The 22,381-nt window shown below is 45.3% G+C and carries 25 protein-coding genes; 8 read left to right on the top strand and 17 right to left on the bottom strand.

The window, feature by feature from the left end; all coding sequences use genetic code 11:
• Positions 1-70: 70 nt before the first annotated feature.
• Positions 71-1,360: a UDP-N-acetylmuramoyl-L-alanine--D-glutamate ligase gene (gene murD / locus ACLWBB_RS00235; protein WP_413289531.1), complete on the top strand. Its 1,290-nt coding sequence runs from the start codon at positions 71-73 to the stop codon at positions 1,358-1,360.
• Here the strand turns inward: murD and ACLWBB_RS00230 are convergent.
• The 11 genes from ACLWBB_RS00230 to ACLWBB_RS00180 all read right to left on the bottom strand — a co-directional run bounded on the left by ACLWBB_RS00230 (position 1,347) and on the right by ACLWBB_RS00180 (position 11,440).
• The gene (locus ACLWBB_RS00230; protein WP_413289530.1) at positions 1,347-3,254 is read right to left on the bottom strand and encodes a hypothetical protein; all 1,908 of its coding nucleotides are present in this window, start codon (positions 3,252-3,254) and stop codon (positions 1,347-1,349) included. The two genes, murD and ACLWBB_RS00230, sit on opposite strands and share 14 nt — an antisense overlap.
• 47 nt (positions 3,255-3,301) lie before the next feature.
• Positions 3,302-3,736 (bottom strand): hypothetical protein, encoded by a 435-nt coding sequence (locus tag ACLWBB_RS00225; RefSeq protein ID WP_413289529.1) that lies wholly within the window; start codon positions 3,734-3,736, stop codon positions 3,302-3,304.
• 3 nt (positions 3,737-3,739) lie between these two features.
• Positions 3,740-4,384, bottom strand: a complete 645-nt coding sequence (gene fsa, locus ACLWBB_RS00220; protein ID WP_413289528.1) for a fructose-6-phosphate aldolase — start codon at positions 4,382-4,384, stop codon at positions 3,740-3,742.
• Between the two features lie 39 nt (positions 4,385-4,423).
• The gene (locus tag ACLWBB_RS00215; protein WP_413289527.1) at positions 4,424-4,909 is read right to left on the bottom strand and encodes a hypothetical protein; all 486 of its coding nucleotides are present in this window, start codon (positions 4,907-4,909) and stop codon (positions 4,424-4,426) included.
• Positions 4,909-5,625, bottom strand: coding sequence for a 4-hydroxy-tetrahydrodipicolinate reductase (locus ACLWBB_RS00210; RefSeq protein ID WP_413289526.1), 717 nt, complete (start codon positions 5,623-5,625; stop codon positions 4,909-4,911). Before ACLWBB_RS00210 ends, ACLWBB_RS00215 begins: the two co-directional genes overlap by 1 nt.
• Entirely contained in the window at positions 5,626-6,507 is an 882-nt protein-coding gene (gene dapA / locus ACLWBB_RS00205) for a 4-hydroxy-tetrahydrodipicolinate synthase (RefSeq protein ID WP_413289525.1), read from the bottom strand. It abuts the gene before it with no gap.
• Positions 6,504-7,355, bottom strand: coding sequence for a diaminopimelate epimerase (gene dapF / locus ACLWBB_RS00200; RefSeq protein ID WP_413289524.1), 852 nt, complete (start codon positions 7,353-7,355; stop codon positions 6,504-6,506). The genes dapA and dapF overlap by 4 nt, the downstream gene beginning before the upstream one ends.
• Before the next feature lie 5 nt (positions 7,356-7,360).
• Positions 7,361-7,519, bottom strand: a complete 159-nt coding sequence (locus tag ACLWBB_RS00195; protein ID WP_413289523.1) for a hypothetical protein — start codon at positions 7,517-7,519, stop codon at positions 7,361-7,363.
• On the bottom strand, positions 7,512-8,387 hold the full coding sequence (locus tag ACLWBB_RS00190) for a tetratricopeptide repeat protein (RefSeq protein WP_413289522.1): 876 nt from the start codon (positions 8,385-8,387) through the stop codon (positions 7,512-7,514). The genes ACLWBB_RS00195 and ACLWBB_RS00190 overlap by 8 nt, the downstream gene beginning before the upstream one ends.
• On the bottom strand, positions 8,387-8,959 hold the full coding sequence (locus ACLWBB_RS00185; protein WP_413289521.1) for a hypothetical protein: 573 nt from the start codon (positions 8,957-8,959) through the stop codon (positions 8,387-8,389). Before ACLWBB_RS00185 ends, ACLWBB_RS00190 begins: the two co-directional genes overlap by 1 nt.
• A 75-nt stretch (positions 8,960-9,034) precedes the next feature.
• Positions 9,035-11,440: a DNA translocase FtsK gene (locus ACLWBB_RS00180; RefSeq protein WP_413289520.1), complete on the bottom strand. Its 2,406-nt coding sequence runs from the start codon at positions 11,438-11,440 to the stop codon at positions 9,035-9,037.
• Between the two features lie 104 nt (positions 11,441-11,544).
• On the opposite strand from ACLWBB_RS00180, the gene ACLWBB_RS00175 reads away from it, so the two are divergent.
• From ACLWBB_RS00175 to ACLWBB_RS00160, 4 genes are all read left to right on the top strand, one after another.
• Complete coding sequence (locus tag ACLWBB_RS00175; protein ID WP_413289519.1) at positions 11,545-12,183, top strand: radical SAM protein; 639 nt, start codon at positions 11,545-11,547, stop codon at positions 12,181-12,183.
• A 68-nt stretch (positions 12,184-12,251) separates the two neighbouring features.
• Positions 12,252-12,551, top strand: coding sequence for a helix-turn-helix domain-containing protein (locus ACLWBB_RS00170; RefSeq protein WP_413289518.1), 300 nt, complete (start codon positions 12,252-12,254; stop codon positions 12,549-12,551).
• A 92-nt stretch (positions 12,552-12,643) separates the two neighbouring features.
• Positions 12,644-14,059, top strand: coding sequence for a replicative DNA helicase (dnaB, locus tag ACLWBB_RS00165; RefSeq protein ID WP_413289517.1), 1,416 nt, complete (start codon positions 12,644-12,646; stop codon positions 14,057-14,059).
• Between the two features lie 141 nt (positions 14,060-14,200).
• Positions 14,201-14,392 (top strand): hypothetical protein, encoded by a 192-nt coding sequence (locus ACLWBB_RS00160; protein WP_413289516.1) that lies wholly within the window; start codon positions 14,201-14,203, stop codon positions 14,390-14,392.
• A 61-nt stretch (positions 14,393-14,453) separates the two neighbouring features.
• On the opposite strand, the gene rplI is transcribed toward ACLWBB_RS00160, so the two are convergent.
• Genes rplI through rpsF form a run of 3 tightly spaced genes read right to left on the bottom strand, consistent with a single transcriptional unit; the run spans position 14,454 to position 16,374 of the window.
• Positions 14,454-14,897: a 50S ribosomal protein L9 gene (rplI, locus tag ACLWBB_RS00155; protein WP_413289515.1), complete on the bottom strand. Its 444-nt coding sequence runs from the start codon at positions 14,895-14,897 to the stop codon at positions 14,454-14,456.
• A 13-nt stretch (positions 14,898-14,910) separates the two neighbouring features.
• Complete coding sequence (locus ACLWBB_RS00150; RefSeq protein ID WP_413289514.1) at positions 14,911-15,804, bottom strand: DUF2232 domain-containing protein; 894 nt, start codon at positions 15,802-15,804, stop codon at positions 14,911-14,913.
• 27 nt (positions 15,805-15,831) lie between these two features.
• Positions 15,832-16,374: a 30S ribosomal protein S6 gene (rpsF, locus tag ACLWBB_RS00145; protein WP_413289513.1), complete on the bottom strand. Its 543-nt coding sequence runs from the start codon at positions 16,372-16,374 to the stop codon at positions 15,832-15,834.
• A gap of 145 nt (positions 16,375-16,519) precedes the next feature.
• Between rpsF and ACLWBB_RS00140 the strand changes: the two genes are divergently transcribed.
• The 3 genes from ACLWBB_RS00140 to ACLWBB_RS00130 all read left to right on the top strand — a co-directional run bounded on the left by ACLWBB_RS00140 (position 16,520) and on the right by ACLWBB_RS00130 (position 19,355).
• Positions 16,520-17,209, top strand: a complete 690-nt coding sequence (locus ACLWBB_RS00140) for an FHA domain-containing protein (RefSeq protein ID WP_413289512.1) — start codon at positions 16,520-16,522, stop codon at positions 17,207-17,209.
• A gap of 9 nt (positions 17,210-17,218) precedes the next feature.
• Positions 17,219-18,094 (top strand): alpha/beta fold hydrolase, encoded by an 876-nt coding sequence (locus ACLWBB_RS00135; protein ID WP_413289511.1) that lies wholly within the window; start codon positions 17,219-17,221, stop codon positions 18,092-18,094.
• Positions 18,095-18,194: 100 nt separating this feature from the next.
• Positions 18,195-19,355 carry a sensor histidine kinase gene (locus ACLWBB_RS00130; protein WP_413289510.1) on the top strand — a complete coding sequence of 387 codons (1,161 nt, stop codon included), beginning with the start codon at positions 18,195-18,197 and terminating at the stop codon, positions 19,353-19,355.
• A 47-nt stretch (positions 19,356-19,402) separates the two neighbouring features.
• Here the strand turns inward: ACLWBB_RS00130 and ACLWBB_RS00125 are convergent, their stop codons facing one another.
• From ACLWBB_RS00125 to ACLWBB_RS00115, 3 genes are all read right to left on the bottom strand, one after another.
• Complete coding sequence (locus ACLWBB_RS00125) at positions 19,403-21,040, bottom strand: S8 family serine peptidase (protein WP_413289509.1); 1,638 nt, start codon at positions 21,038-21,040, stop codon at positions 19,403-19,405.
• Positions 21,041-21,159: 119 nt separating this feature from the next.
• Positions 21,160-21,420, bottom strand: coding sequence for a hypothetical protein (locus tag ACLWBB_RS00120; RefSeq protein ID WP_413289508.1), 261 nt, complete (start codon positions 21,418-21,420; stop codon positions 21,160-21,162).
• 159 nt (positions 21,421-21,579) lie between these two features.
• A complete protein-coding gene (locus ACLWBB_RS00115; protein ID WP_413289507.1) occupies positions 21,580-22,374 on the bottom strand; it encodes a succinate dehydrogenase/fumarate reductase iron-sulfur subunit in 795 nt (264 codons plus the stop codon).
• Positions 22,375-22,381: the final 7 nt, after the last annotated feature.

The raw sequence follows: 22,381 nt of genomic DNA, 5'->3' as shown, positions 1-22,381 counted from the left end.
ATCTCCGTTTTTTAATTTTGACTCAGAATCAGGGCTTTGCAAAGGGCCAATTTTGGGTCATTATCTGCAAATGATTCAAACACCCATCGCAATTGTAGGAATGGCAAAAAGCGGGGAAAGCGCCGAGCGCCTTCTTCTTGCTCGCGGCTTCAAAAAAGAAGACCTTCTAACTTTTGATCAGAAAGCCCCAGCCCAGTTTAAAGATCCTCAAGCGCTGATGAGCCAGGGAAAACCAAAAACCTTAGTGGTGTCCCCGGGTGTTCCTCTAAAGTCCCCTTGGATTGTCGAGGCTGCCAAGTCGGGAGTCTTCATTACAAGTGAAATCAATTTAGCCTGCGAGTGCCTGAAAGATGAAAAGGTCATTGGTGTCACGGGCTCTTTGGGAAAGAGCACGACGGTTTCGCTTTTGGGTGCTGGTCTAAGTGCTTTTGATAAGAACGCCTTTGTGGGCGGCAATCTGGGCACTCCCTTTTGTGAATATGCTTACGGCGTTCTGACTGGAAAAAGGCCTCGCGCGCAGTGGGTTGTGCTTGAGCTTTCTAGCTATCAACTTGAGAACTGCAACCAACTCAAGTTGGATTATTCTGCGATTACTTTTTTGTCTGCAAATCACATGGAAAGATATGACTCTCTCCAAGACTACTACAAAACTAAATGGCAGATGATTGAGCAAACCAAGGGTCCGATGTTTTTAAATAAAAACGGCGGTGACCTTTTACATTTTGCTCAAAAGCAGTCTACATACTCTCGTTGCATAGTGACCTCTCAGGATGACAAATCCCTTTTGCCACACGTTTTATCACAAAGCGCTCTTCTAGGTTCGCACAACCAAGACAACATTGCTCTTGCCGCACAAATCGCTCTTCATTGCCATTGGCCTATTTCTACTTTACAGGCAATGAAGTCGTTTCAGGGGCTTGAGCATCGCTTAGAAAACCTGGGTCAATTTAATGGCATTCGCTATATCAACGACAGCAAGGCGACTGCGATGGACAGTGTACTTACAGCTGTTACGGTGGCTCATGAATACCTTACACCCGAGGGAAAATTACACGTGCTTTTAGGCGGACGAGATAAGAATCTTCCTTGGGATGAACTCTGGGCGCTCAAGGATCTCTCTCGCACGGAGTTTGTATTTTTTGGAGAGTGCCGGAAAATAGCTCAGGAAAAATCTGATTTACCCGGGCCGCAATTTGAAAAATTAGAAGACGCTCTTACACATATTATGAATATTGCAAAATCTGGAGACATTGTTTTATTAAGCCCAGGCGGCACAAGCTTAGATGCGTTTAAAGGATTTGAAGATCGCGGAAATTTCTTTAAGGAAAAAGTTCAAAACTTTTATTCTAGTAAGAGCTAAAGCTTAGTACCGATATGCTTTCCATGTCGACAGGTACAACCTTCGAGAAGACTTTTTCAGATGTGCTGCCAACGACGACGGTCTCTTGAGTTCCGTAAGGAACGTTGAAGATAATAAATCCACCACCAGCTTGACCACGATTTCCTTCAATCACGCGTCCTGCAGCATCGAAGTACAAAATATATGCCGGGCTGTTTTGTGCCTGCGCGGCAAGATAAACTTCGAAACTTTCCTCATTAAAGAATCCAACGATAGTTCCTGTGTCAGGCATCTCGTTGATTTTTGCAGTTCTTTTCATTTCGGTAAGCCACGCATGCGACAACATCGGAAGGTGGATGTAAGAGTCTTGATCATTATAGAAATAGTTTGCGTTGATATATTCTGGAGGCGTTTCTGTATAAATCATGCTCATGCGCGAGATCTGAGGCAAAATAATAGACGCCGATCCTTCATTGATATCAACAGGTTCAGACAAGCTCTGCATGTTAGCCACCAATGAAACTGGTTCGCCGCTGAAGGCATCGAAGGCTCTTACATGAACTGGCTCAGTACGCAGAGTACTTTCAAGGTCACCAATTGCAACGCTGCCTCTTTCAACTTCGACATTTTGGTGCCCGAAATATTCAAAGCCTCTTTGTGCAAGAAGAGCATGAAAACCATCGTGTAAATCCACAAAAGCGTAAAGTCCGCTGCCAGATGTCGCTGTCAACTTCGGGTCCGGAATCATGAACTCGTTGAAATAGATCGCTTTTGTTTCGGGATCTGTTTCTGAAACAACGCTGACGCCCGATAGAGGTTTGCCATCTAAGCTTACGGTGCCCCAAACAAAAGAGGTCTCATCCAAGTGGCTGCGAGATAAAGATTTTTGTTCTGCCGCCAAGCTCTTCAAAGCTTCCATTGTTGAATTCGGAAAGAGTGTCACGCCAAAGGTTTTTGCATCTCCAGCCAACATGATCTTACTAGATGGCACATGTTCAGCAGCTTCAGCTCGCACGATAGTTGTTGATCCTTTAGAAATATCTAAAGAGATTTCGCCGTTACTACCAACAGTGATTGTGTTTTCGCCACCAAAAGAAGTGACCTTTGTAGTCCCGCCAGTTTTATCTTTTTTGGGATCTCCGTAATACCGAGAAACACGCCCTTTCCAAGAAGGACTTGGAGCAACTTCCAAACGAGGACCATAAATCAAACGGCCTTGGCCGACTTGAAGCTGACTTAAACGAATGCTGCCTTCGCCAAGAATAGTACCGCTGCGATCCAACAGACGCGCAACAATCGCACCAGATGCATCATCGATATCGATGCTATAAGATCCCTTCATTAGATCAACACGTCCCATTTCACGGAACACGCCTTCATCAGAGCGACGAATCTCGATATGATGTTCATTCGTCACCGCTAGGCCACCTGTGATTTCCAAAGGACCCATCACGCGACGAGCAGCTAATAAATTGTGAACAGGTTCTTCAGCTCGCGGCAGTGTTTGGGAATCACCAACAATGTTTTTCAACCACTGTGGACCTTGAACCTCTGCCACAGCTTGAGCTTTCGTTTTGTAGACGCCCTGAGAAGCAAGGCTAAGAACTTCTGCGCTCTTGCGAATTACAAAACCTTCCAATACTTTTTTCTGAGTAAGAACATAGGGGCCTTGTTGGCTTGTAACAGAAAAACCGACAGCAAGCGGACTCTTGTTTTTCTTTTCAAAAGCAGTCCACTCATCATCTTGATTTTCAAAATGACTATCCATGAAAGCAATATGCGGAGGAAGTTTTTTGTTCGCTTTGATGGTCAGAGTTTTATAGATAGGAACGAACTTCAATTTTCCCATTGAGATCGGGAAGATCGAAAGCGTGGTGAGCATAAGAGTAGGCAGAATCCATGCCTTGCTTAGCAAAAAAACTCCTGATCAAATATCCTTATTTGACTACTCTATTAGTGTATTTAGTAAGGTCTGAAATCGTCAATGATGTTGCGGTTGTCGCGACTTTGGACAAGCGCTTTTTGGATGTCCATAGCGACTTTTTCAGCACGTGCGTCGTCACGCTCCACGACCTGATAAACACCTTCACGGTCGCGGATCTCGACCACGACTTCAATCTGGATGTCGTAGGGACGGCGGTCTCCAAGAATTGTGACGTGAGTGTGTAGACGCTCTCTGGCATTTTTCAGCTGGTCGTCGCTACTACCTTTACGATCATAGAACTTAGAAAACAATTCGCGCCCATTTTCGCTTGTTATACGAGGTTGGCCAATAACGGAAACCACGGCTCTGCGAGTTTCGCTGACGTTCAGCGGAGTTTCTCTCAGAAAAACCCCACTAGTTTGGCAACCAACGAGAATAAGTGGAAATAGAAGCGCGAAAAAAATTCGTGTCATGTATTACTTTTTAGCCTTATTCCAGTCATCAAGGAAGGCCTTAATACCTTTGTCTGTAAGAGGATGATGAGTCATCTGCTGCATAACTTTAAATGGAATTGTTGCAATGTCTGCTCCCATTTCAGCGGCAACTTGAATATGCATTGGGCTGCGCACGCTTGCGACCAGGACTTCTGTCGTGAAGTCATAGTTTTGATACATTTGGATAACCTGATTAACCATGTGCATGCCATCAACACCAATGTCGTCCAAGCGTCCTACAAACGGGGAAACCATTGTTGCTCCTGCTTTTGCAGCCAACAAAGCCTGCATTGGAGAGAACACAAGAGTCACGTTAGTGCGAATACCTTCTGCTGTTAATTTTTTTACAGCAATCATTCCGTCTTCACACATTGGAATTTTCACAACAACGTTGTTAGCAATTTTCGCAAGCTCAAGACCTTCGCGAACCATTTCGTCCGCTTTCAAGCTGATAACTTCTGCGGATACTGGGCCAGAAACTTCTTTGCAGATTTCTTTAATAACTGTGAAGAAGTCTTTGCCAGACTTAGCAATCAAGGATGGGTTTGTTGTTACGCCATCAACCCAGCCACGCAAGTTGGCTTGTTTAATTTCTTCAATTTCTGCAGTGTCGATAAAGAACTTCATAGTTTCCTCCAGTTCTTCATTCTTGTACGTCTGCTGAATCTAAAAATCAACCAGGCTTTTACCTTGCAGAAAGAACTCTGCATCTACTGCGGGGAGCGCCAAAGAAGCGATCTCGCTCAGAGTCTTTTGGATGATAGGGTGCTCGAACTGAGCCCATGCTTCAGAGGCGCAGCGAACAATCAAAAAATCCGTGTGAAGGCTCGGGTGGGGCAGCGTCAGTTGTGGCGACAAAACCACCAAGTTGTCATACGAAAGCAGATTCAGACTGACTTTCTTATCTTTTAAGAACTGCTTGAAGTGCCATAGGAGCTCATCAACAGCGCAGTCTGTTGCAAAGCGCACGACAGTTTCAATATTGGCGTTAAGATCGACACGATTTTTACCAAGGTATCTTTTGTAGACAGAAGAAATGGCCGTGACCTGACCGACAGCTTCCATGTCCGCTAGTAGGTTTTGGGCGATGGGCGTTCCGCCCACAAGATCCGTGGTAAGATGTACTAAGGTCTGGTGATTAAATACTTTCATCAGCCTTCATTGTAGAGAACATCTCGCATGCTATAGAAGCCTTTTTTCTTCGAACACAACCATTGGGCGGCTTCTACCGCTCCGCGAGCAAATACAGCTCGATTTAAGGCCATATGTTCAAACACGATATGCTCTTCTTCCGCCATCGCATGGACTTTGTGAACACCAAAAATTCCGCCCCCGCGAATAGAAAGCGGCTCTGGCAGTTCTCGGCCCACGACTTTTTCCAGCTTTTCTTGAAGACTCTTTGCAGTTCCGCTGGGTTTGTCTTTTTTGCGATTATGATGAAACTCTTCAATTTGAAAGTCGAATTGGCGAATGCGCGAGAAAACCTCAAGCGCTTCCATGACGACGGCAACACCTAAGCTCATGTTGGAAGCCCACAACACAGGAATTTTTGCGGACGCTTTTTTCAAAGCCGCTTGATCGGCTGAGCTTAACCCCGTCGTGCCGGAAACAACGGGCGTTTGATTCTTAGTCGCAACACTTAACAATTTGCCCAAACCTTCCGGACTAGAGAAATCAATCCACACATCAACTTCTTTTGCTTCAGGACAGCTCGGTGTTTGACGTGTGTACGCAAACTCGGCCAATGAAGCTTGTCGGCAAACGGCCAAATGCAGTTCGAAGTTATTTTTTGTTTTTAGAATTTCTGCAATTTCTTGTCCCATGCGACCACTGGCACCGACAAGACCCACTTTCAGCTTTTTCTTCATCTACAGAACTCCTAAGGTCTTCATTTCGGTTTTCATTTTCTGCGCTAGGTCTTCTGCCATCGTTACCAACGGCAAGCGCAACTCTGGAGATTCAATAATTCCCATATAGTGCAGTGCCATTTTCACCGGAATCGGATTCGCCTCAACAAAGAGGTGATTGATGAGGTTCGTGTGTTTTTTAATTCCAGCCTGAGCGTCTTCATATTTTCCGCTCGCAACTTGGTTTTTCCATGCAATCATCTCTTTTGGAATTACGTGACTTGCGACAGAGATAACGCCGTGACCACCGGCCTTTAGGAAATCCACGTAGGTACCATCGTCCCCAGAAAGCATCACGAACTCTGGGTTTGTTTTCTGTTTTACCTCTTTTGCAAATTCAATATTTCCAGAGGCTTCTTTGATCCCCACGATGTTTTGAACACGACTCAGCTCTGAGATACTCTCTGCAGATAAAGCTGTAATCGTACGTCCAGGCACGTTGTATAGAATCACCGGGATACTGACAGACTTTGCAACTTCCGTGAAATGTTTTACCAACCCACGCTGAGGCGGTTTGTTGTAATAGGGGACAACAACCAAAACGGCATCTGCCCCCAAGTCTTCAGCTTTTTCAGAAAGCTCTTCGGTTTTTGCCGTACTGTTAGAGCCCGTTCCCATAATCAACGGGAAATCTTTGCCAACTACATTGCGTACGGATTTAAAAATATCAGCCACTTCTTTTTCTAGAAGCGTGGGGCTCTCGGCGGTCGTTCCATTAATGACAAATCCTTCGACGCCGTTTTTTATTTGATGGCGAACCAGATTTTCCAAAGATGCAAAATCAACCGCACCGTTTTTGAATGGCGTAATTAACGCCGTAATTGTCGCTTTAAAATTTTTCATCCTACCACCTCATAAAAATACTGGAATTCCATCACAAACACCGCTTCTCCGGTCATCAGTGGATTTTTCGTCGATTCATTAAACTGTACTGCCAAAATACCGCCCGGCATGTGAACGTCGATATTTCGCGTTTGAGTTTTTTTAAACTCTACATAGGCAGCGGCTACAGCTCCTGTTCCGCAGGCTTGTGTATAGTCTTCAACACCGCGCTCGAACGTCACGGCTTTAATCAGGCCGTCTTTTTCTTTCACATAGAACGTAACGTTCGCACCTTCTGGCAAAATATCTTTGTGATGTCTTGCTTTGCGAGCCATCTCTTTTAGCTCAGGCGCTTCTTTGTAGTTTGAAATCTGCATGACCAAATGAGGTACGCCTGAGTTAACATAAGAAAAGGTCTGAGGCTTGCCGTCGATTTCTAAAGTTCTGAATTCTTGGTAGGCCTTTACCTCGGGCATGAGTACTCGCACGCGATCATCGCCAAGCACCTGAGCTGAAACAAGGCCCGCTCCTGTGTTAAACTTGTAGGAACCACTTACTGAAGAACTAAGATACTCATTCGCAAATAAGGCCGCGCAACGAGCGGCATTTCCGCACATATCAGCGTTAGAACCGTCCGCATTATAGAAATCCCAAGAGTACTCTGCTTCGCTCTGCCCCTCTGCAAGAAACAGAACACCGTCAGCGGCAACACCAAGGGTGCGATCACAAATCATTTTTACAAAAGGGCGGCGCTTAATACGTAACTTGCTTTCGATCTCAAGCCACGAAGATGTTTTAGTGGCGTCGACCAATACAAAGGTATTTCCGGCACCCGACATTTTAACCAAGGGAATCGGCAAGAAAGCCATGTCTATCACCTTTTTTGATTTGTCTTCTTTTCGTCTTTTTTATTGAGATAGGTGGGTTCACCAGTTCCGATCGGAGGTGGCTCCAGTGGTGGCAAAGGCTTTCCCTTTACGCCACAGGCGGTAATGGCAAAAATAATCAAACTGGCAAATAATACTTTATTCATTGGTCCCATTTGAGCTCTTTATTGCTGTCTCAACTTCGACCACCTTACGACAGAGATTCACGTCTGTCATATACTGTCTGTACTGAGTTGCGGAAATGTTTTTGCATTCCTTGATGTATTTCTGAGCTGGAGCGGATTTTTCAGCTCCGCTTGCAACGCGCCACTGCCAATACAGTAATTCTGGGTACTTCGGATCCTGCTTTTGCAGGGTGGTAACCACTTCTTTGGCTTTCATGAGGTTCTTTTCATAGAGAGCATGCTCTATTTCCAAGGAAAGCCAGTACTTCCATTGACTTGATTTTTTGATGTCGAAAATGTCATGGGTCTTTTTAAACTCTTCCCATTGTCCCAAGCACGCCTGGGCTTGGCCTTGCAACAGAATCAGGTTCTCATCAAAAGGATCTTGCAGACGTTCTTTGGAAATATTGTCCAAAGCACCCGAACAGTCCCCTTTGATCAAAATCATTCTTTGCATTTCATTGAAAAGGCTTAAGTTGTCAGGCTCCATGCGAAGAGCTTCATTCATTTTTTGCAGAGCTTGGGCCGCATCTGTTCTTCTTAAAGACAGTGCCAACTCGAAAGTTTGCTGAGCGCGGTCTGAATAAAAAAGATAGGATACCTGTTGCAGGGCTTTTTTAAGCTCTGTTGTATTACCATTACGAAGGTTTTCCTGCTTTATTGCATTGACCAGAATATTGATCGCTTGTGAGCGGTCTTTCTGCAAACTCAGATTGTAGGCTTTTTCGATAATATCTTTTGAAGTCTCTGCTTTTTTAGATTTGGTCTCAGCAGAAACAGCGGGAAGGCTCTTAAAAATGAAAAGAGCCGCGCTAATCAGCGCAGCTCTTCGCAAGAAAATCAATACCATTAGTTTTTACGGAATGATTTCAATTCAACAGTCACTTGACCGAATTGGCTCGGTTGGATTGTTTTCAACATACCAGAAAGTGGAATCAACTGTGGGTTGATCCAAGCATTTGTTTCTTGGTTTGTGTCTTTGTCGTTGATACGAGCGTGGATGCAATCGAAAGTTCCAGCTGGAACAGTGATGTTTGCTTCTTTCACTTCAACGATTTCTACGTTTTGCTTAGGAACTTGTTGGTCTTGGCCGTTAACAACCATTCTTTTGATCTCACCAGTGTTTGGATCAAGCAAGATTTGAGCTTTTTGTTTTCCAGCGAAACCAAGATCCATGTCTTGATCCATCCAGATACCGTCAGCTGCAACTTGAGAACATCTCATAGTCATAGACCCTTTGATGAAGCCCATGTCTAGGTTGTAGTTGTTTTCGTCGCCAACTTTCCAGTCCAAGCCTTGAGTGCGAGCTTGATCCATAACGGCAACTTGTTGAATGTTTCTTACTACGTCGAATACTGTTGGAGCTGCTTGAGCTTGTACAGACACTGCCAAACCAAGAGCTGCGATGATTGCTTTAAACACGATGGTCCTCCTTGAACTGTTTGTTTAAGGATTACAATCAGATCATGTTCAAAATAAGAGTCAAGTTTTGAGCTTCTATTCTCTTAAACTATTCACGAGGACTTGACGCGGCTTGCTGCCATTAGCTGGTCCCACAACGCCCTCTTTCTCGAAAATTTCAATAATTCTCGCAGCTCGTGGATAGCCTAGACGGAATTTTCTTTGTATGAGCGACGCGCTTACTTCTTTTTGGTCTGCGGCCCACGACAAGATTTCATCATAACGTTCATCATATTCTTGTTCGCCGAATCCATCTCCGCCACCGCCGGCGAAATCACCATCGGCACCGCCGCCGCCTCCAGCAAATCCATCAAGAGCCTTCATCGCGAGTGGATCGAATTCCGGTTCCGCTTGATCCGACCAGAATTTAGCAACACCGTTGATCTCTGCGTCCTTCAAGAATGGTCCATGGTGACGCATTGGTTTTGATACACCCGGAGCCAAGAAGAGCATGTCACCATTTGCAAGCAAACGTTCTGCGCCCATCTCATCTAAAATAATTCGTGAGTCCATTTTGCCCGCAACCTTAAAGCTGATGCGGCCTGGAATGTTGGTTTTAATCAAACCTGTGACAACTTCTTTACGCGGCGACTGCATCGCAAGCATTAAGTGAATGCCGCAGGCGCGCGCCATTTGCGCCAACCGAATGATAGTTTGTTCCACATTCACTTTGTCCACAGCCATCAAGTCCGCAAACTCTTCTACCACAATCACAATGTAAGGTTGAGGAGTGTAGTAGTACTGTTCCAGTTTTGCGATGCCTTGATTTTCAAGCTCTTCGTTGAACTTCTGGTGTTCCGCAATTTTATCTGAGGGTAAATTCGCAACCATCTCATTGAATTCTTCTAGTTTGCGCGCACCGAACTTCGACATCGACTTATTGCGCTTTTCCATTTCTTTCACAGCCCAGCGAAGTGCGGAAACCGCTTTTTTAGGATCCGTCACTGGCGGCATGATCAAATGTGGAACAGCAGAGAACGCCGCCAAGTCTACTTGTTTTGGATCGACAAGAATTAAACGCAACGTTTTAGGGGAGTGTTTAAAAAGCATTCCCGTGATTGAGGAGACTGTGAAAACGGATTTGCCAGAACCCGTTGTTCCAGCCACCAACAAGTGAGGCATCTTACGAAGATCGACAATTTTTGGATCGCCATTTGCTTGCTTACCAAGAGCAATTGGCAACTTCAAATCCTCAGACCAGAAAGTGTCCTCAGCAAGCATGTCTTTCAAGTACACGGTCTCACGTTGTGCATTCGATGTTTCAATACCCACAACATCGCGCCCGGGGATTGGAGCAATGATACGCAAAGATTCACTTGAAAGAGCCAGCGACAAGTCGTCTGCAAGCTCAGTAATTTTACTAAGTTTTACGTCGGCGTTTGGTTTAAACTCAAACATAGTCACCGCAGGCCCTGGCTTTACGGCAACGATCTGACCTTCGACATTGAATTGCTTAAGCTTGTCGACTAACAGTTCTGCTTTTCTGCGAATTTCTTTTTCATCCACCTTGATGCGAGTTGCTGGTGGATCTTCTAACAAAGAAAGTTTTGGCATTTGCCAGTTAGCAACCTTTTGTGGAACACGGGCTTTAAGAACCACTTTGCGTTTCGCAGGCGTTTTGGAAACTGGAATTTCTTCGTCGGCCTCTTCTTCTGCATCAAAGTCTTCTTCCAACTCTCCTTCGTCCTCATCGGCTTCTTCAAGCGCGAGCTGTTTTGCAGCAGAAAGATTTGGCGTCTTTGCGCCTTTATCCTCAGACTTTTCCACAAAGCTTTCGTTCTTCATGTTGAAGAAACCCTTGGTGCCAGCAGCCTCAGGAGCTTTTTTGGTTTTCTTTTTTCCACCATCTTTTGCAAGGAACATTTTTTGGATGCGGGCGAATACACCCCATTCCGCAATGGTCTCATAAGCTTCTAGTGGCAAGCGCATAAGTTCTTTCACGGTTTTTTCTGAATAGAAAACCACCAAAACCGCAGACAAACTCCACAATACTACTTGGACGCCCGCATAGTTGAAGGCTCTAAGAAGCGCTTGAGAAACTCCCAAGCCCAAAAGGCCCCCTAAATAAATTTGGTGCGCGAAGATTTTCTTTTCGGGCATATAAAGCGACAACAAACTAGAAAGGTTGATGATCAAAAGAAGGCCCCAAATAAAGCGGACATTCTTGAGATCTACGTCTTCACGACGGAAACCTGCATAAGCAAGCTTCAAAAATCCCGCGACCAACAACCACGAAGTTAAACCAAAAAACTGATAGAGAAGGTCGGACAAAAAGCTACCGACAATTCCGCAGTGATTTGCAGCTCTTAGACCTTGCCCTAGAGAGTTTAAGGAGGGATCTAGGGGGTTAAAACTTGCAAGCGCCAGCCCAAGGAAGCATGCGAGACCAAGAAAGGAGATTGCGAGGATGTCATGGCGGAATTTTTTTAAAATGAGGTTCATTACAAAAATTTACAGGATCTACGATAATAGGGAAAGCTTTGGGGAGACGGCCTTGACTTTAGGATATGGTCTGGGCACATAGAGCCAAGACAAGGGTCTGGAAGATGCTGAAAATAAACGAGATTTTCTATAGTATTCAGGGCGAAACCACGTATGTGGGGAACCCAACCGTGTTCGTCAGGACCACGGCTTGCAATCTTCGTTGCACCTATTGCGACACTAAGTATTCGTACTATGAAGGCGAAAACCAATCTTTAGAGCAAATCATCAACACGATTGCTTCACACAAAACTCAGTACGTTTGCATCACCGGCGGCGAGCCTCTTCTACAAAAACCTGTGCACACTTTGATGAAGACTTTGTGTGATCAAGGTTATCTTGTTTCACTTGAAACGAGTGGCTCAAAAAGTATTGAACCTGTTGATCCACGAGTGAAGGTGATTCTTGATGTGAAGACACCTGACAGTGGAGCTGCCGATTCCTTCTTAATTGAGAATCTTCGCTTTGCCGCTCCCAGCACGGAATTTAAGTTTGTCATTTGTTCTGAGCAAGACTTTGAGTGGTCAGAAGAATTCTGTCGTCAACATGATTTATTCAAAAAATATGTGGTTTTATACAGCCCATCATATGGCCAAATTGCTGAACGCTGGTTGGCAGAAAAGATTTTGCAAAAAAATTCATCTGCAAGGTTGCAATTGCAACTGCATAAGTATATTTGGTCTCCTGAAAAACGCGGAGTTTAGTCAATCGCCGGAACTCAGAACCGGGCTGACGACATTCAGATAATTTACAAATTGTAATTGGGAGTTCCATGACGCCGAACCTGAACAGTTCTGACAATCTTTTCGTCGCAAATCTTCAATCTGTAAGCCTAGAGAAGCTTGTAAAAAGCAAACTCGAAGTTTTATTTGCTCAACAAAAAGAAGCACAAGTGGAATTGAACGGTCTATACAATGTTGTTATCGAACAGGTTGAAAAGCCTTTGCTCGAGCTGGCACTCCGCGCCTACAACGGCAACCAAGTTAAAACTGCACAAATGCTTGGCATCAATCGCAACACTTTGAAAAAGAAAATCGACAATTACAAAATTCGTGTTAAGAAAAACAACTAAAGATTCGACTCTGCTCGAACATCAGCGGGCCTACTTGTTTGACTACTAGCTTTTGTCCCGCACTTTAAGAGCCGCGTGCCTCAGGAGGGGTAATGAGTACACGCATTCCGCCTCAGCATTTAGAGGCTGAACAGTCTATCATTGGTGGCTTGATGCTAGATCAGCAAGCTTTCGATCAGGTTTCTGACTTGATCGATACCACTGATTTTTACAAGCCCGCGAATCAAAAAATCTATCAGGCCATCAAAGATCTTCAGGGCAAGAATCAGCCTGTCGATATCATCACGGTAACAAACCTGTTGCAGTCCCGTGATGAACTTGAATCTTCTGGTGGTCCCGAATACTTAGTCAGTCTATTAGACAAAACTATTTCTGCAGCCAACATTCAAACCCATGCTGAGATCGTACGCGAGAAGTCTCTTCTTCGCCGTCTGATTGCGACTAGCAATGGTTTGATTGAGCGCGCTTACAGCCAAGACTATGCTGATATCGAAAGCTTGATTGACCAAGCCGAAGCAGAGGTTTTGAAGGTCGGCGAGAACAAGTCCAAGCAAGGTCTTGTTGGTTCGATGGAAATCGTTAAATCCAGCATTGAAAAAATCGAAGAGCTCTTTAAGCGAAAAGCAGACATTACCGGTCTTGCGACAGGCTTTAAGGGTATGGACGATATGACAGCCGGTCTTCACCCAGGCGAGCTCACAATCATCGCCGCACGTCCTTCCATGGGTAAGACAGCCTTCAGCTTGAACATCGCTCAGCACGCAGCTCTGAGGCTTAAAAGAACTGTTGCCTACTTCTCTCTAGAGATGGGTAAAGAGTCCATGATGATGCGTCTTCTTTCTGCGGAAGCAAAAGTCGGAATGGGTGAGATCCGTACAGGTCGCATTCAAGATTCTTCTTGGCCGAAATTGATTAGTGCTGCCGGCACTCTCAGTGAAGCAAATTTATTCATCGATGATACTCCGGGGATCAGCCCGTTTGAGATTCGTGCCCGTTGCCGTCGTTTGAAGGCGCAGCATGGATTAGATCTGGTCATGATCGACTACTTGCAGTTGATGGATTTGAAACAAAAAGTGGAAAGCCGCGAGCGCGCGGTTTCCGAGATCTCGAAATCATTGAAGGTTCTTGCAAAGGAACTTCAGATTCCGGTGATCGCTCTTGCTCAGTTGAATCGTGGCGTGGAAGGTCGTTCAGACCGCCGTCCGATGCTTTCAGATCTTCGTGAATCTGGATCTATCGAGCAAGATGCCGACGTTATCATGATGCTTTATCGTGATGACTACTACGATAAAGACGACCCAGATAAGCAAGGTCACGCCGAAGTTATCATCGGCAAGCAACGTAATGGTGCGACTGGTACTGTGAAACTTCGCTTCGACGCTAAGTTCTCTCGTTTCCGCGATCCAGATCCAGAAACTGTGGGACCTGCTATGATGGCCCCACCACCACAAGCTCCGCCTCCTATGCCAGGAAAGCCGCGTAATTTCGCGCCTGGCGCTGGTACATAGACTTGCTAAGATTCAGTTAAAATTTGGCCCAGGACCTAGGACTAAATCCAGTCTTAGTTAAACCTATTCGTTGAGTTCCGACTAACCGATTGGTGCAATGACTTTGTCATGAAGACAAACCCACACAGCATGGAGGCTAGAATGGGTACGGCACTTCTTGAGATGGTCATTCTTGCGACCGGACTTCCAGAAGGGGAGATCCGCCGCGAGTTGCAGACGCTCATGGCTCAACACGGAAAAACTGCAGAAACTCTTACAACCGAAGACCTTCGCGAGATCATGGCGGAGTATCTACAAGACGTCCTCTTGGCGGCCAAAGAACGCCACAATTAGCATAAAAAAAGGGACCCTGTTACCAGAGTCCCTTTCAAGATTTTCTCTTTTGTCGAGGCGATTACGCGCGCTCTACAGCGATCATGATCTTAGCTTCCAAGCCTTCGCCCATACGAACGACAGCTTTGTGTTGGCCAAGAACTTTGATCGGCTCTTCAAGATGGATATCACGACGGTCAACAGAGTGACCTACTTTATCCAACTCTTTAGAGATGTCAGCAGTAGTAACTGTACCGAACAATTTGTCGTTCTCACCGGCTGCAACTTTGAAAGTTACAGTTGTTCCGTTGATTTTCGCCAAAACTGCTTGTCTCTCAGCAACTGCTTTCTTCTTTTTCACGTCAGCAACGCGCTTCAAGTGTTCCCACTCTTTTACGCGTTTCTCAGTAGCTTCTGCTGCCAATTTTCTTGGGAACAAGAAGTTACGCGCGAAACCTTCAGAAACATTCACTAGATCGCCTACTTTACCCACATCTTTAACATCTTTTGAAAGAATAACTTTCATTTGATCCTCGTTTCTAGTTGCTCTTAGGAGCCAGTCTCATTTTGCGGAGACGTTTCCTAAAATCAACCCAGTAATCAATCAAGCCAATCGCACTCACTGCTGGGAACAATTGACCGACTAGAATTATGTAAATCGCAGCTCTTAACAAGGCACCGGCCTTAAAAGTTCTGAGACTTACCTCCAATATTGCTAAACCCTGGAAGAAATAAAGCACCGTACAAACGTTGACGATATTCATTCCAAGAATTTCTAACGCCTTCACGTTGAAGTTCTCCATTGTCAGAAGGAAGGCTACCATCGCAACCCAGATCACAAAATCTGGAACGCGAAACTCTAACAATTTGAGTTGAGAGGCCACTCTTTCTCTTGGTAAATCCAAGAGAGAAAAAACTCTTCTCTCAAACATCAGCCCAACACCGAGGGCCACCACTAAAATGATGACGACCGCTGATGGGATGAGCTGGACCAGAAGACCTGCATCGACTTGCAAACCAGGATTCATCGCGAACACTTTGTCCGTCATGAACTGTTTTACAAGGGTCTCAGCCTCAGCAAGATTGTGCACTCCAAGCTTTTCTAGGTTGAAAATCGCGGCGCCTGAAAAAAACAAACAGCCAGCAATAATTCCTATCAGAGCGGAGGCAGTCCATCGAAGTCCTTTTCTCTCAAGCTCCATGTAGGTTCCTAAAGTCATCCAAATTGAACCTACAAAAACAGAGAGGGCAGGAGCCCCAATAAACCAGAAGAAGGCAGTAATTACGATTCCCAAGAGCCAGTATGCGAGCGCGCCGTAAGTGATTCTTAGAACGCGCATGAGAGGTGCCCCGAAAACCACTGTCAGAAGTGATAACACAACTGATATCGAAAAAATGGCTAGGAATTTTCGGGGCGAGTTTTTAACTCTCATGCACCAACCCTCAGGTATCGATCAAAACTACTTTCTATCGAAACGATCTCCGCGATCGCCTCTGTCGCCACGATCACCACGGTCTCCGCGGTCGCCGCGATCTCCACGGTCACCACGGTCACCACGATCGCCACGTTCAGCGTTTGCTGCTGCAAAAGCTGCTTTACGAGCTTGAACCTTTGCTTCACGTTCTTTTTCACGTGCTGCAGATTCAGCAAGACCTTTTTTGAAGGCCTCAGCGTGCTTCGCCAAAGATGTACGCTCGTCAAGACGAGTGTGCATGAAGCGAAGTACTTTTTCGTTGATGCGCATTGTACGCTCAAGCTCAGCAATAGCTTGAGAGTTTGCTTCGAAGTACGCGTGGAAGAAAATTGCTTTCTTCAACTTGCCAATCGGGTTGGCCAAATTGCGTTTACCCCAAGTTTCCAAAGAGAATACAGAACCAGTGAATTGCTCAATAGTTGCTTTATTCTTTTTGAAAAGGTCTTTTTGCTCCTCAAGAGAAGCGTCTGGGTGAACGACAACGATTACTTCATAAGGACGTTTTACTGTCTCTTTAGATAGTTCCATTTCGATCCTTTCGGTTTATAGCCCCCAACCCAATGTCAGGAGCAAGGATGACTTTATTAACTGAGTTCGATGGTTTAGCACGCCCAAAGTGTAAGCACAAGCAGTGAGTGTTGAACCCTTTCGAAAAGACTCTTACAATAATTACATGGTGTTATTCGTCGAAGTCCTAGAGGGGCCCCAGCAGGGATCCCGCTATAAAGTGCAGCACGGGTATAAAATCGGCCGCAACCGCGGCGATATTCCTATCGATGATGAAAAGATCTCGGGGCTACATGCGCAATTTGAAATCGACAACAAGGGCCAATTTGTTCTGAATGACCTCGACTCGTCTAATGGAATTCTTTTGGGAAATCGCAGAGTTAAGAAAGTTGCGCTGATTCCTGGGGTGGTTTTCCGTCTAGGTCGCACTTCGTTTCGCGTGGTAACCGCCGAGGGTCAAAACCCAAAAGAGTTTGCCCGCGTCAGAACCTGGAAAGAGAACCTTGTTGAAAGACTCCCGCTAGATTGGGTGCAAAACAAAATTCCAGAGGGGGCGGGGCAGTCTTTTTCACCCACTTTGATGCTGAAATTCATTCAAGGCATTCAGGCGGACGAAGAGATCTTGTTGGGTTATGGACCGCGCCACGCAGGTGCGAACTCCTTGGATATAGATCTTCGCGATCCGGAAGCTCCGGATGGTGCTTTTGAAATTATCCCGGGCGATGGTCTAGCTCGAATCAAAAACCTCTGTCGAAACAAGTTAAGCCTTAACAACAAGGCCGTAGAAACCGAAATTCTACATGATGGGGATGTTATCCGCATCGGCGGCACGTTGATTAAAGTGACCTATATTTAAGGGTTGATTATGAACATGGTTGAAAAAGAAAGCGGCATTTTCGAGAGCTTCGACAAAACGCCCATTTACTACGAAGTGCGCGGGCAGGGTGAGCCTCTCGTTTTAATTTACGGCATCGCTTGCTTGATGAACCATTGGCATCATCAGATGGAATACTTCTCGAAGCACTACAAAGTGATCACCTTTGATATTCGTGGGCATCACAAAAGTCAGCCATTAGGAAATCCGCAAAATCTAAAAATTTCAGACATCGTTCAAGATATGATGGGCTTGATGGAGCATTTGAATATTTCAAAAGCTCATTTTGGAGGTCACAGTTTTGGCGCGCCTTTGTTGTTGGAACTTTTCCGCCAAAAACCGGAGCTCGTTGCTTCAATGACTTTTATCAATGGCTTTTCCAAGAATCCCATCAAAGGAATGTTCGGCCTTGATGTCGTAGAACCTTTCTACTACTTCGTGAAAGAGCAGTACGAAAAAGCTCCGGACCTGTGGACGACTTTGTGGAGAATGACTGTTGATAATCCATTATCGATGCTGCTTGCGGGAGCCGCAGGGGGTTTCAACTTAAAGCTGACTCACTTCAAAGATATCGAAGTCTATGCGCGCGGAGTGGCTCGTATGGATCTTCGCACGTTTATTGTTTTGTTCGAAGAGCTGATGAAATTTGATGGCGAAGACATCTTGCCATTGGTCAAAATTCCAACCCTGATTATTTCGGGCGAGAAAGACAATGTAACTCCACAAAAATTTCAGTACGAGTTTCACCAAAAAATTTCTGGTAGCGAATTTGTTCTGGTTCCTTACGGATCTCACTGCACTCAGCTAGATTTTCCTGACTACATCAATATGAAGATTGAGGCGTTCTTAAAGAAAAATTCTGCGTAGGAATTTTCCTACATTTACAAATTGTCCGCAGCTTCATCAAGAAAACTTCAAGGTGTTTTTTACTGACACTTCTGGTTCGTACATAGAAGATGTCTCCGCCGTGGAAAAATATAAAAAAGCCGCCTACTATTCGTTCTTAGTTTATCTGCTTTATGGCGCTTTCGTTTTCATTACAGAATACAATGACGTCAGTGAGCATCGCGAGTGGTACGTCGCTGGTCGATTGCTTTTTATCGTGTGGGGTTGCTTCACACTCGTTGGCCTTCGTAAAAATCCTTACTCGCCCGCGATCAACGCCAGCATTGGCGTTCAAATCATACTCTACTGCGCTCATGGGCAGTATTTTAATCCGTACTATATTTTTGGATTTCACCAAGTAATCTTGGGTTACGCATTTCTTTTTCCTGTACCGAAACGTGTGTTTTATTCCGTACTCGTCTTCGGAACTTTGCTTTATCTTTCGGTTTTGTGGTGGCGCTATGAGCAAACTATGGAGTGGTTTTCGCAGCCTCACACACCATGGGATTTGGTTATGGCTGTTATCGCGGTCGATTTGGTCGCATGGCTTGCGTATGTATTTTTCACTTCCGACCGCACAGTTCGCGAAGATCTTCTGCGCAAATTCGGCGTGATTGGATTGCAAACAGCAACTGTCGTACATGATGTGAAGGGCATTCTTTCTACTCCTCGCATGTATGTCGACATTCTAAAAGAACGGCTTGTGGACCATAAGGATCCTGAAGTTCATCGTATTCTTCAAGATATGGAATCCCAACTTTTGACTGCAACCAAGATGGTTAGCGAGCTCAATAAAATTTCAGCTTTGCAGGCAGCTCGCGCCGAACTTCTTTCTACAAAAGAAGTACTTTGTGAAGTACTAGATGCGCTTCATTTAAAGTTTAGAAATATCCGTGTAGATATTCATGGGGATTGCCAGATTGTTGCTGAGCGCGCTTATCTAAAAACAATTTTTTACAATGTTCTCATCAATGCCTATGAAAACTTTCGCGACAAGCCTCATGCGGATCCTTGTATTCAGGTCAGCTTTAAAAAAAATATGATCGAATTTGAAGACAATGGCGGTGGCTTTGCTCCCGATGTTCTGGCAATGCTCAAAAAAACCGAGTTTCATTCCAACGATGGTTCAGGAATGGGAACATTTGTAATTTGGGATTCGATGAAACAAATGAATGGGTCTGCCGAGTTCACAAACAACTCTCTCGGAGCCGTCGTTCGACTCAAGTTTCCTGTGGAAAAATAAAAACGCCGGATTTCTCCGGCGCTTGTGCTTTCAATTTTCCTAAAAACCTATCTCCAAGATGCTTTTGTAATATCAAAGCCGTATTGGTTGATAGAGTCGTCTGACTTGAACACGATCTTCACATAGTCACCAGCAATTACTGGAGAGAACGAGTCATCGTTGTTTCCAGACATTTCGCCAACCATTTTTCCTTGAGCATTGAAGAACTGAACCGTGTCGTAACCACGCTCAGTTTGGAATTTCGAGAAGTAAAGAGCGATCTCTTTAGCTCCTGGAACGTTTACTTCAAACGTTTCTGTCGACTTCTCTTTGTATGGGTGAGCCGAAGAAACAGATTGAGCAACTGATTGCCAGTTAGCTGGATCGTTTACATCCACCGGAGGCAATGTGTTTGTCAAAGCTGCATAGGCATTTGCAAAACCAGCACCACGAACTTTACCACGTAACGCTGGAAGCGGACGTGCTGTCGTAATGATGCGGTTTTTAAGTTCGATGTTTGAAAGGTTGCGGTCATGAGAAGCCAACAATGCTGCGATACCAGATACGTGCGGAGTCGCCATTGAAGTTCCTGACCAAGACTCATAACCATTTGTCGTTGTGCTGAGGATATTCACGCCCGGAGCACCAACGTGTACTGATGTCTTACCGTAGTTAGAGAACGAAGCAATGTTGCCCTTGTTATCAACCGCTGCAACCGAAAGAACGTTCGCGATTTGATAAGACGCAGGATAAGACGGATTAGCATCGTTGTTGTTTGCTTCGTTACCTGCCGCTGCTACGAAAAGCGCGCCCGCAGTGTTAGAAGCTTCGATAGCATCTTTCAAAGTTTGAGAGAAGCCGCCGCCACCCCAAGAGTTCGACATGATTTTCGCGCCCATTTTAGTCGCGTATTCGATCCCTTTGATTGCGTTTTCAAGAGTTCCAGAGCCGTTTGCATCCAAGAACTTAACGCCCATGATGCGAGTATTCCAAGCAACGCCCACGATACCTTTACCGTCATCACCCTTGGCACCGATCGTACCAGAGCAGTGGCTACCGTGACCGTGGTCATCTTTAGGATCACCACTGTTATTGATCGCATTGTAACCATAAACGTCGTCAACAACACCGTTGCCGTCGTCATCAATGCCAGCTTTACCGTTCAACTCGGCATTGTTCGTCCACATATTTGGAGTCAAATCTGCGTTCGTGTAATCAACACCCGTATCGATAACTGCTACGATAACGTCTTTTGAACCCGTTTCGATATCCCATGCTTGAACAGCGCCGATATCAGTGCCGGCTACACCCGGTTGTTTTGCAGAATCTTTTTGACCAACATTCAACATGCCCCAAAGCTGACCCAACATTGGATCGTTCGGTGTGCGGTTTGCTCTATAGATATAGTTAGGCTCGATAACTTCTACATTTGGATCTTGAGAAAGGCTTTTTACAACCGTTGATTGGATTTCAAAAACCGGGCGCTTGATCACAACGATATTTTGGCCGGGGATTGTGCTCTTAATATAAGAACCCAACTCTTGGCTCAAAACATTCATTTGGTTTTTGTAAGTGCTAAGTGGTTGTTTCAACTTAACGATGAACTCACCAGGAACAGCTTCGGGTTGTGCTGCAACAGCAAACGCAGAGGCGAAGAACGCGCCAACAACTGATACAATACGGGCTTTTTCCATAAGCCTTTTCATGAATCCCTCCTTGGATTATGTGGTTCGATCAAAGATGCAAAAGAGTGAGAGGATTCTCTTTCATCGACCTAGTTCCAAAATGGTACCAACGTCGAAATCTGTTGAGAAAAAGATATTGTTTATTTGCGGGCTTTTCGAGAAAAGTTGGACCTAGGTAGTGCGTCGTCTCCGAAATCAAAACTAAGTTGCTCTGGTTTCTTTGCAATAGGCAGGACTTTGATCTTGTTAGGATCGGCTTTAATGAGAGTTTTCTCTGTCGGAGTAAGAACGTTCACGCCCTCGCTCGCTTTAATAAGATATTTGATGAAAGCTTCTTTAACGGCGGGAGATCCTTCTGGATCAAAGCCCAGCTCGTCCATCAGCTCAGACATTTTTTTCATGTGGTCCTCTCGAATCCTTCTTCGGACTTATTGCTAGGATTCTTTAGGACCAAAGGTGGGTTAGCCGCGTATTGGCGCAGGAAACTGCGCGCGAAAATAAAAAAGCACTGGATGTTGGTCCAGTGCTTTTGATTGTGGTCTCGATTTTAGTCTAGCTTCTTAGAAGCCGCCGCCGGCATCCACTTCATCGTCCTTCAAAACGGTTGCTCTGAAGAATTCGCGATTCATGCGGGCGATGTTCACAAGGCTGATATCTTTCGGGCAAGAAGCCGAGCAAGAACCCGTGCTAGTACAAGCTCCAAAACCTTCTTCATCCATTTGACCAACCATGCGTTCAGCACGTTTTTTTCTTTCAACCTGACCCTGCGGAAGCAACGCCATGTGAGAGATTTTAGCTGACGTGAAGAGTGCCGCAGAAGCATTCTTACAAGACGCCACACAAGCCCCGCAACCAATACAAGTTGCAGAGTTGAATGCTTGGTCAGCATCTGTTTTTGGAATCAAGATGCTATTTGCATCGCGAGCGCTTCCTGTATTTGCAGAAATATAACCGCCCGCCGTAATGATACGATCCAGCGCCGTTCTATCTGTTAGCAAATCTTTGAGCACCGGAAATGCTGAGGCTCTCCATGGTTCCAACGTTAAAACTTCGCCGTCTTTGAAGGCGCGCATATGAAGTTGGCAAACCGTTGTCGACTTTTGCGGGCCGTGCGCTTGGCCGTCGATCATGAAGCCGCAGCTACCACAAATACCTTCGCGGCAATCATGGTCAAAAGCGATCGGGTCATCACCTTTAGAGATCAGCTCTTCGTTCACAGCATCTAGCATTTCCAAAAAAGACGCGTCTGTAGAAACGTTCTTTGCTGCGTACTCTTTAAAGACGCCACCATCTTTGGCGCTTTTTTGTCTCCATACTCTGAGGGTCAAATTGATTTTTTTAGTAGATTCACTCATATCACGC

Source organism: Bdellovibrio sp. HCB337 (assembly GCF_047302465.1).
Lineage (GTDB): Bacteria > Bdellovibrionota > Bdellovibrionia > Bdellovibrionales > Bdellovibrionaceae > JACMRP01.
Note: the sequence above shows the minus strand (reverse complement) of the source record. Positions and strands in the feature narration are given on the sequence as shown.